General features: G+C 58.8%; 7 protein-coding genes and 1 tRNA gene. 4 read left to right on the plus strand and 4 right to left on the minus strand.

The annotated features are described in order from the left end of the window. Positions 1 to 176: 176 nt before the first annotated feature. From BOP96_RS27315 to BOP96_RS27325, 3 genes are all read left to right on the plus strand, one after another. The gene (locus BOP96_RS27315; RefSeq protein ID WP_032901590.1) at positions 177 to 1,382 is read left to right on the plus strand and encodes an acetyl-CoA C-acetyltransferase; all 1,206 of its coding nucleotides are present in this window, start codon (positions 177 to 179) and stop codon (positions 1,380 to 1,382) included. A gap of 16 nt (positions 1,383 to 1,398) precedes the next feature. Continuing rightward, positions 1,399 to 3,546, plus strand: coding sequence for a 3-hydroxyacyl-CoA dehydrogenase NAD-binding domain-containing protein (locus tag BOP96_RS27320; protein ID WP_073454576.1), 2,148 nt, complete (start codon positions 1,399 to 1,401; stop codon positions 3,544 to 3,546). A 94-nt stretch (positions 3,547 to 3,640) separates the two neighbouring features. Then, complete coding sequence (locus BOP96_RS27325; protein WP_003193450.1) at positions 3,641 to 4,366, plus strand: amidotransferase; 726 nt, start codon at positions 3,641 to 3,643, stop codon at positions 4,364 to 4,366. Here BOP96_RS27325 and BOP96_RS27330 read toward each other — a convergent pair. The 3 genes from BOP96_RS27330 to BOP96_RS27340 form a co-directional block, all read right to left on the minus strand. Beyond that, a complete protein-coding gene (locus BOP96_RS27330; protein WP_003193449.1) occupies positions 4,363 to 5,334 on the minus strand; it encodes a magnesium and cobalt transport protein CorA in 972 nt (323 codons plus the stop codon). The two genes, BOP96_RS27325 and BOP96_RS27330, sit on opposite strands and share 4 nt — an antisense overlap. 147 nt (positions 5,335 to 5,481) lie before the next feature. Beyond that, positions 5,482 to 6,204 carry a 1-acylglycerol-3-phosphate O-acyltransferase gene (locus BOP96_RS27335; protein ID WP_069868710.1) on the minus strand — a complete coding sequence of 241 codons (723 nt, stop codon included), beginning with the start codon at positions 6,202 to 6,204 and terminating at the stop codon, positions 5,482 to 5,484. 212 nt (positions 6,205 to 6,416) lie between these two features. Next, the gene (locus BOP96_RS27340; RefSeq protein WP_014719521.1) at positions 6,417 to 7,109 is read right to left on the minus strand and encodes a crotonase/enoyl-CoA hydratase family protein; all 693 of its coding nucleotides are present in this window, start codon (positions 7,107 to 7,109) and stop codon (positions 6,417 to 6,419) included. A gap of 321 nt (positions 7,110 to 7,430) precedes the next feature. Here BOP96_RS27340 and BOP96_RS27345 point away from each other — a divergent pair. Further along, positions 7,431 to 7,520 (plus strand) — tRNA-Ser (locus BOP96_RS27345). Between the two features lie 292 nt (positions 7,521 to 7,812). On the opposite strand, the gene BOP96_RS27350 is transcribed toward BOP96_RS27345, so the two are convergent. Beyond that, complete coding sequence (locus tag BOP96_RS27350) at positions 7,813 to 8,091, minus strand: hypothetical protein (RefSeq protein ID WP_020302610.1); 279 nt, start codon at positions 8,089 to 8,091, stop codon at positions 7,813 to 7,815. Positions 8,092 to 8,354 lie beyond the last annotated feature (263 nt).

An 8,354-nucleotide genomic window follows, 5' to 3' on the forward strand; every position in this document is an offset into this window, starting at 1 on the left:
GCCATCTTGGCGCCAGCCCTAGGGCTAGACAGCTAAAACGATTAATCAGGCATTTCCCGTAGGAACCTACCGTTCGTCCGAGCGAGGGGGTCAAAAGCAATGAGCGCATCCGTCATTGAAACCGTGTCAATCGGGCCTAAGGTAGGAGCACACACCCACAGCGGTTCGAGGATGTCATGACCCAAGCTTTGATTTTTGATGCGATACGCACGCCCCGGGCTAAGGGCAAGGCCGACGGTGCCCTGCACAGCGTCAAGCCGGTAAACCTGGTGGCTGGCTTGCTCACGGCGCTGGCGCAGCGCAGCGACCTCGACACCCGCCAAGTGGATGACATCGTCCTGGGCTGCGTCACGCCCGTTGGCGACCAGGGCGCCGATATCGCCAAGACCGCCGCGCTGGTGGCCGACTGGGATGTCAGTGTGGCCGGTGTGCAGGTCAATCGCTTCTGCGCGTCGGGCCTGGAAGCGGTGAACCTGGGGGCGATGAAGGTGCGTTCCGGCTTCGAAGACCTGGTGGTTGTTGGCGGCGTCGAGTCCATGTCCCGCGTGCCCATGGGCAGCGATGGCGGCGCCTGGGTACTCGACCCGCAAACCAATATGCACAGCCACTTCACGCCCCAAGGCATTGGCGCCGACCTGATTGCCACCCTGGAAGGCTTCACGCGCCAGGATGTCGACGCCTTTGCCCTACAGTCCCAGCAGAAAGCAGCCAGGGCGCGGGCAGACGGTTCCTTCAATAAGTCGCTAATCGCGGTGCACGACCAGAACGGCATCGTGCTGCTGGACCATGACGAATTTATCCGCGGCGACTCAACCCTCGAGGGCTTGGGCAAGCTCAAGCCGAGCTTCGAAATGATGGGCCAGATGGGCTTCGACGCCACCGCGTTGCGGGTCTATAGCCACGTGGAGCGCATCCACCATGTGCACACGCCGGGCAACAGTTCCGGCATTGTGGATGGCGCCGCGTTGATGCTGATCGGTTCCGAGGCCAAAGGCCGTGAACTGGGCTTGCAACCGCGGGCGCGTATTGTCGCCACGGCGGTGACCAGTACCGACCCGACCATCATGCTCACCGGCCCCGCGCCGGCCACTCGCAAGGCGCTGGCCAAGGCCGGCCTGCGGGTCGAGGACATCGACCTGTTCGAAGTCAACGAAGCCTTCGCTTCGGTCGTGCTCAAGTTCATCAAGGACATGGGCATCGACGCCGCACGGGTCAATGTCAACGGCGGCTCCATCGCCATGGGCCACCCCTTGGGCGCCACCGGCTGCGCGATTCTCGGCACCTTGCTCGACGAGCTGGAGGCGCGCCAGCAACGCTACGGCCTGGCCACTTTATGCGTCGGCGGTGGCATGGGTATCGCCACCATCATCGAACGTCTCTGAGCCTAAGGAATTTGTCATGACCGATGCCATTCGTTACGAAAAAGGCCAGGACCAGATCGTGGTGCTGACCCTCGACATGCCCGGCCAGAGCGCCAACACCATGAACGCCGCCTACCGTGAAGCCATGGCGGCCACCCTCACGCGCCTGGAAGCTGAAAAGGACGAGATCGCCGGGGTGGTGATCACCTCGGCCAAGAAGACCTTTTTTGCCGGGGGCGACCTCAATGAGCTGATCAAGGTCGATAAAGCCCACGCCAAGGCGTTCTACGACAGTGTCTTGGTATTGAAAGCGCAATTACGCCGCCTGGAAACCCTCGGCAAACCGGTGGTGGCCGCGATCAATGGCGCGGCCCTGGGCGGCGGTTGGGAAATTTGCCTGGCCTGCCATCACCGGGTCGCGCTGGACGACAAGTCCGTGCAACTGGGCTTGCCGGAAGTCACCCTTGGCCTGTTGCCCGGGGGCGGCGGCGTGGTGCGCATGGTGCGCATGCTCGGCCTGGAAAAAGCCTTGCCGTATTTGCTCGAAGGCAAAAAGGTGCGGCCCGCCCAGGCCCTGCAAGCGGGCCTGATTGATGAGTTGGCGGCAGATCGCGAGGCATTGTTGGCTCAGTCCCGTGCCTGGGTTCTGGCTAATCCCGACGTTAGGCAACCCTGGGACAACAAGGGCTACGCGATTCCCGGCGGCACGCCGTCCCACCCTAAAGTCGCGCAAATGCTCGCCATTGCCCCATCGATTTTGCGTAGCAAGACCCAAGGCTGCTTCCCTGCGCCGGAGAAAATCCTCTGTGCGGCGGTCGAGGGCGCCCAGGTGGACTTCGACACCGCGCACCTGATCGAAACCCGCTACTTCACCGAACTGGTGACCGGGCAAGTGGCAAAAAACATGATCGGCACCTTCTGGTTCCAGCTCAACCAAATCAACGCCGGCAGCTCGCGCCCGCAGGGCTTTGCGCCTTATGTAACGCGCAAAGTCGGTGTGCTCGGCGCCGGGATGATGGGCGCGGGCATCGCCTATGTCAGTGCCTGTGCGGGTATCGAGGTGGTGCTCAAAGACATCACCCTGGCCGCCGCTGAAAAAGGCAAAGCCCATTCGGCCGCATTGCTGGACAAGAAAGTCAGCCGTGGGCAATTGACCGCCGAACAGCGCGAAACCACCCTGGCGCGCATTCATCCTACTCAGGATGACGCCGGCCTGGCCGGCTGCGACCTGATCATCGAGGCCGTATTCGAAGACCGCGCACTCAAGGCCAAGGTCTCGGCCGCGGCGCAAAGTGTGGTGGGGGCCGACGCGGTGATCGCCTCCAACACCTCCACCTTGCCCATCAGCGGCTTGGCCACGGCGGTGCCCGATCAAGCCAAGTTCATCGGCCTGCACTTCTTCAGCCCCGTGGACAAGATGGCCCTGGTGGAAATCATCAAGGGGGCGCGCACCAGCGACGAAACCCTGGCCCGAGGGTTTGACTTCGTACTGCAAATCAAGAAAACCCCGATTGTGGTCAACGACAGTCGCGGCTTTTTCACCTCGCGGGTATTCGGCACCTTTACCAACGAAGGCATCGCCATGCTCGGCGAAGGCGTGGCCGCGCCGATGATCGAGACCGAAGCGCGCAAGGCCGGCATGCCGGTGGGGCCGTTGGCGGTGTCCGATGAAGTGTCCCTCAGCCTGATGAGCCATATCCGACAGCAAACGGCCAAGGACCTGCAGGCCGAAGGCAAGGCTATGCCGAACCATCCGGCGACGGCGGTGATTGATCTGTTGGTGAACGAATACAAGCGCACGGGCAAGGCGGCCGGCGGTGGTTTTTACGACTATCCCGCTGGAGGCCAGAAGCACTTGTGGCCTGAGCTGAAAACCCGGTTTGAACAGCCCGACGAGCAAATCTCACCCCAGGACGTGCGCGACCGCTTGTTGTTTATCCAAGCCATCGAAACCGTGCGCTGTGTGGAGGAGGGCGTGTTGATGTCCACGGCGGATGCCAACGTTGGTTCAATCTTCGGCATCGGCTTTGCCGCGTGGAGTGGCGGCGCGTTGCAGTTTATCAACCAGTACGGGCTGAACGACTTCATCGCCCGCGCCCGCTACCTGGCAGAGCAGTATGGGGAGCGCTTCTCGCCGCCGGCGTTGTTGTTGGAGAAAGCCGCGCAGGGTGAAGTGTTCCGGTAATCAAAATGTAGGAGGGGAGAGCTTGCTTTGAAGGTGTATTTCAAGGCAGGCTCTGGGGTGTGCAATATTCCCATCGCCGTGTCAGGTATTTTTTATGTCGCTACGCGTCTGCATCCTGGAAACCGATATTCTGCGCCCCGCTTTGATCGATGAGTACCAAGGCTATGGGCAGATGTTCAAGCGCCTGTTCGCCAAGCAACCGATTGCCGCCGAGTTTGTGGTCTACAACGTGGTGCAGGGCGAGTACCCACCGGATGACGAAGTGTTTGACGCGTACCTGATCACCGGCAGCAAGGCCGATTCCTTCGGTACCGACCCTTGGATCCAGACGCTCAAGACCTATCTGCTCACGCGTTATGAGCGCGGCGACAAGCTGCTGGGTGTGTGCTTCGGCCATCAGTTGCTCGCGCTGCTCTTGGGCGGCAAGGCCGAACGTGCCAGCCAGGGCTGGGGCATGGGCACCCACGCCTACAAGCTGGATGCCAAGACGCCATGGATGAGTCCTGAGGTGCCGGAACTGACGCTATTGATCAGTCACCAGGATCAAGTCACCACTTTGCCGGACAATGCCACCGTGATCGCCTCCAGCGAATTCTGCCCGTTTGCCGCGTATCACATTGGCGACCAGGTGCTGTGCTTCCAGGGCCATCCGGAGTTTGTTCACGACTATTCCCGTGAGTTGCTGGAAATACTTCAGACAACCCTGGGTGAAAAGGTCTACAGCAACGGCGTGGCCAGCCTGGAGCGCGACCACCACGGCGTGACCGTGGCGGAGTGGATGATGCGCTTTGTGGCGCACCAGCCTGAAGCCAAGGCTTAAAGCCAGCCCGAACGCTTGAAGCTGGCCCATAAACCGGTACAGCCCAAGGTAATAAAACCGAGCACCGCAAAATAGCCGTAGTGCCATTGCAGCTCGGGCATGTTCTGGAAGTTCATCCCGTAAATCCCCGCCACCGCCGTGGGGAACGCCAGGATCGCCGCCCACGCGGCGAACTTGCGCTGCACCACGCTCTGGCGCGACGCCTCCAGCAACACACCGATCTCGATGGTCTGGCTGGCAATGTCGCGCAGGGTGGTGAGGTCTTCCATTTGCCGCGTCACGTGGATTTGCACATCACGGAAATACGGGCGCATGTTCTTGTCGATAAACGGGAAGCTCAGCTTCTGCAACTCCTGGCTGATCTCCACCATTGGCGCCACGTGCCGCTTGAGCCGTAACACATCGCGGCGCAGGCCGTGGAGGTGCTGGATATCGCGCTCGTTGAGCGAACTGCACAGCACGTTACGCTCCAACTCATCAATCTCGGCGTGGATCGCCTCGCTCACCGGCTGGTAGTTTTCAGTGACAAAATCCAGCAACGCATAGAGTACGAAATCTTCCCCATGCTCCAGCAACAACGGGCGCGCCTCACAACGCTGGCGCACAAAACCGTAGGATGCCGAGTGACCGTTGCGGGCGGTGATGATGTAGCCGTTGCCGGCAAAAATATGGGTTTCGATAAACTCCAGCTTGCCGTTCTCGCGCACCGGTGAGTAGGTGACGATAAACAGCGCGTCGCCGAAGGTTTCCAGCTTTGGGCGGCTGTGTTTTTCCATCGCGTCTTCAATCGCCAGCTCGTGCAGGTTGAACTGGCGTTGCAGGTTGTTCAGTTCCTGGGCGCTGGGTTCTTCCAGGCCGATCCACACAAAGTGCCCAGGTTTGGCGGCCCAGGCCGCGCCTTCATCGAGAGTGATATCCGAGACTTTCTTACCGGCGCTGTAGACGGCAGCCGCAACAACTCTACCCATGGTGCTGATCACTTCTTATCAAGAGGACAGATGTTGGGCAGCTTAGCCTGAATGGCGTTCCGTTGTTGCTGGCTGATATCACTGATCGTTCCCACGCTCTGCGTGGGAATGCCGCCCGTGACGCTCCGCGTCACCCTAAGCGGGCGCCTACGCGCGTTGCAGTTCGCGGTCCATCTGTGCAATGCACTCATTCATCTGCGTCTGACACGTCAGCAGCAAATGAGGGATGTCATCCACCGTCAACCCACAGGTAGGAATCGGCGGCAACGAGCGTATCAGCACACTGCCACTGTCCCAACGATTGAGCTTCATCTGCGTCACGTAATTGCTGACGCACACCTGCACGATAGGCACACCGGCCGCAATCGCCATATGGAACGCGCCTTTCTTGAACGGCAACAACCCTTTGCCCAGGTTGCGCGTGCCCTCCGGGAACACCCAGATCGACGTGTCCTCATGCTGCAAGGTATGCGTGGTGGTCAGCATCGCACGTCGCGCCTTGTGTGCATTGCCACGGTCAATCAGCACATTGCCCGCCAGCCAGAACAGCTGGCCGAACAGCGGTACCCATTTCAGGCTTTTCTTGGCGATGCAGACCGTGCGGTGCGGCACTACATTGCCGAGCACAAACAGATCGTAGTTGGACTGATGGTTAGCGATTACCACGCAGGTACCGGGCTTGTTGCGCAGCGAGTCGACGTCGGCCTTCACGTTCAAGCCCAGGATCCGCATGGCCGGCAACGCATAGAGGCGAGCGCAGAGACGGCTGTTGTCCGGATTGAACGGCCGGCACACACCGACCAACACACCCAGCACGCCAGCGATCAGAAAGTGCAGGCTCATCAACAACATACGCAACAGAAAAAGCATCGACACAGCCCATCGGGACAAAAGGTGGCGCAGTGTACGGATGTGCACTGTATTCGGCAATTGCCCCTACAGACGTAGGAGATAGCCGATGTTTAAGCGCATGTTTCCACATTGGCCGATAACGGCTAGCTAGAGCGGCTACGGACGTTTCACACTTATAGGTAAGAAAAAGCCCGACTCAAGGTCGGGCTCAGGCACAGCAGGGGTAGGGCTTAGCTCAGGCTATGGCCCTGATCCTGGATGATTGCATCGTCCAGGGCTTCGAGCAGTGCACGGCGCACTTTCAACTTGGTGTGCTTGTGGGCGTTCATATTGATCTTCTTCAGCTGCCGCGCCGCTTCCAGTGCGGCGGCGTGCAGTTCTTCGGGTGCCACCACCTTGTCGAGGAAACCTGCGTGCAGGGCGCCTTGCGGATCAAACATCTCGGCATTGATCACCGAACGCTGAAACGCCGACTTACGCAGGCGATCCCGCGCCAGCTCGATACCGGCGTGGTGCATGGTCATGCCAATCGCCACTTCATTCAGACCAATGCTGAACGGGCCTTCGACGCCAATCCGATAATCGGCCGACAACAACAGGAACGCGCCTTTGGCCACCGCATGGCCAGGGCAGGCCACGATCACCGGGAACGGATGCGCCAACATCCGCCGCGCCAGGGTCGAACCCGAGGTCACCAGGCTGATTGCCTCTTTAGGGCCGGCGGTCATCACCTTCAAATCATAACCACCCGACAAAATCCCCGGCGTGCCCGTGATGATCACCACCGCCCGATCCTTCTCGGCCTGATCCAGCGCCGCATTAAACTCACTGACCACCGCCGGAGAAATGGCATTCACCTTGCCGTTGCTCAGGGTCAGGGTCGCGATACCGTCTTCGAAGTGGTAGGCAATCAACTCACTCATGACGCGGTTCCTTGTAGGGCTTGTTATAGAGATAGATGCGCAGACGTTACTCACCACGCCCCCGCGGGTAAAGCGCCGTGACTGACTACCCAGTCAGGCTTTTCCCGCGTCCCCAAGGGTAGACGGCCCGCAGCAGGGCGCAGCAAGCGCTCCAGACGCCTGTCGCCGATGCCCGAGAATGGCACAATCACCACCCCTCGCCGGGAGGGGAATGGCATAACCGTCTAACCGCATGAAAATTCTGAAAAAAACCTTTGCCATCAGAAAGGCTTTCGACTACATTAGCGCGCCTCGACAGACTGAACTGGTTTGACGAGATACGGTGAAGTGTCCGAGTGGCTTAAGGAGCACGCCTGGAAAGTGTGTATACAAGAAATTGTATCGAGAGTTCGAATCTCTCCTTCACCGCCACATTGTTATGAAAAAGCCCCGTTTTTCGGGGCTTTTTTGTGCCTGATGATTTTCTCCCTCCCTTTGTTCCCCATTCGGATTTTTGAAAGGCAGCCTCGCCGCCAGGTGGCTCTCGACGGGGCGCTTTTTCGTATTAGCAATCCACCCTGGCGTCTGTGCGCAGCTCGTTGAGCTGATCTCTATTGATTTCGACCCAATGAGCAACCAGGAAAAATCTGCGACAGGATTTGGTGGCGGTACAGGTGCTGTCCCCTGTTTTGAGTGACCTCCACATGCGTATTACCGACACCTATCACTGATTTATCGATGTTAGTGGTCTAATAGTTTGGCCATGATCTTTGACACGGTCATCCTCGATAACGATTTTGCTGCTGGAGGAGACGTAGTACTCGCTCGTCTGTGCGAGGTCTTGGACGAGCATTAAATAGCCTCTTGAATCGCTACGCGACCACGTGTCGCTATTGCCTTGCTCTATTGAGAAGTAGTCCTCACTGGGGTTGCTATCAGTCTTCCATGAACTTACTGCAACTTTTACAACTCTGCTTGCGCCGTTTGTGATTGTGATAGTCATATTTACATTCCTTTTAGATTTTGAATTCCATGAGTTGGCTCCCTATTTGGAATAAAGCTGCAGACTTGCCACTGCTACAAAAAAACCGTAGTTAGGTTAACTCGCTGATTAAGCCATATCCAAGTGATACTGGAGGCGCTCAATGCTGGTGCCAAGTAAAATATAATGGGCGGCGGCAAAAACTGAGTGCAACACCTGACCTTTCCGGTACGGTGCTGCCCCTATGTCTTATACCGAACTCAGCGTTGAAGAGCGCGCCACCA

Origin of the sequence: Pseudomonas sp. FSL W5-0203 (genome assembly GCF_001896155.1) — a bacterium.
Taxonomy (GTDB): Bacteria; Pseudomonadota; Gammaproteobacteria; order Pseudomonadales; family Pseudomonadaceae; genus Aquipseudomonas; species Aquipseudomonas paracarnis.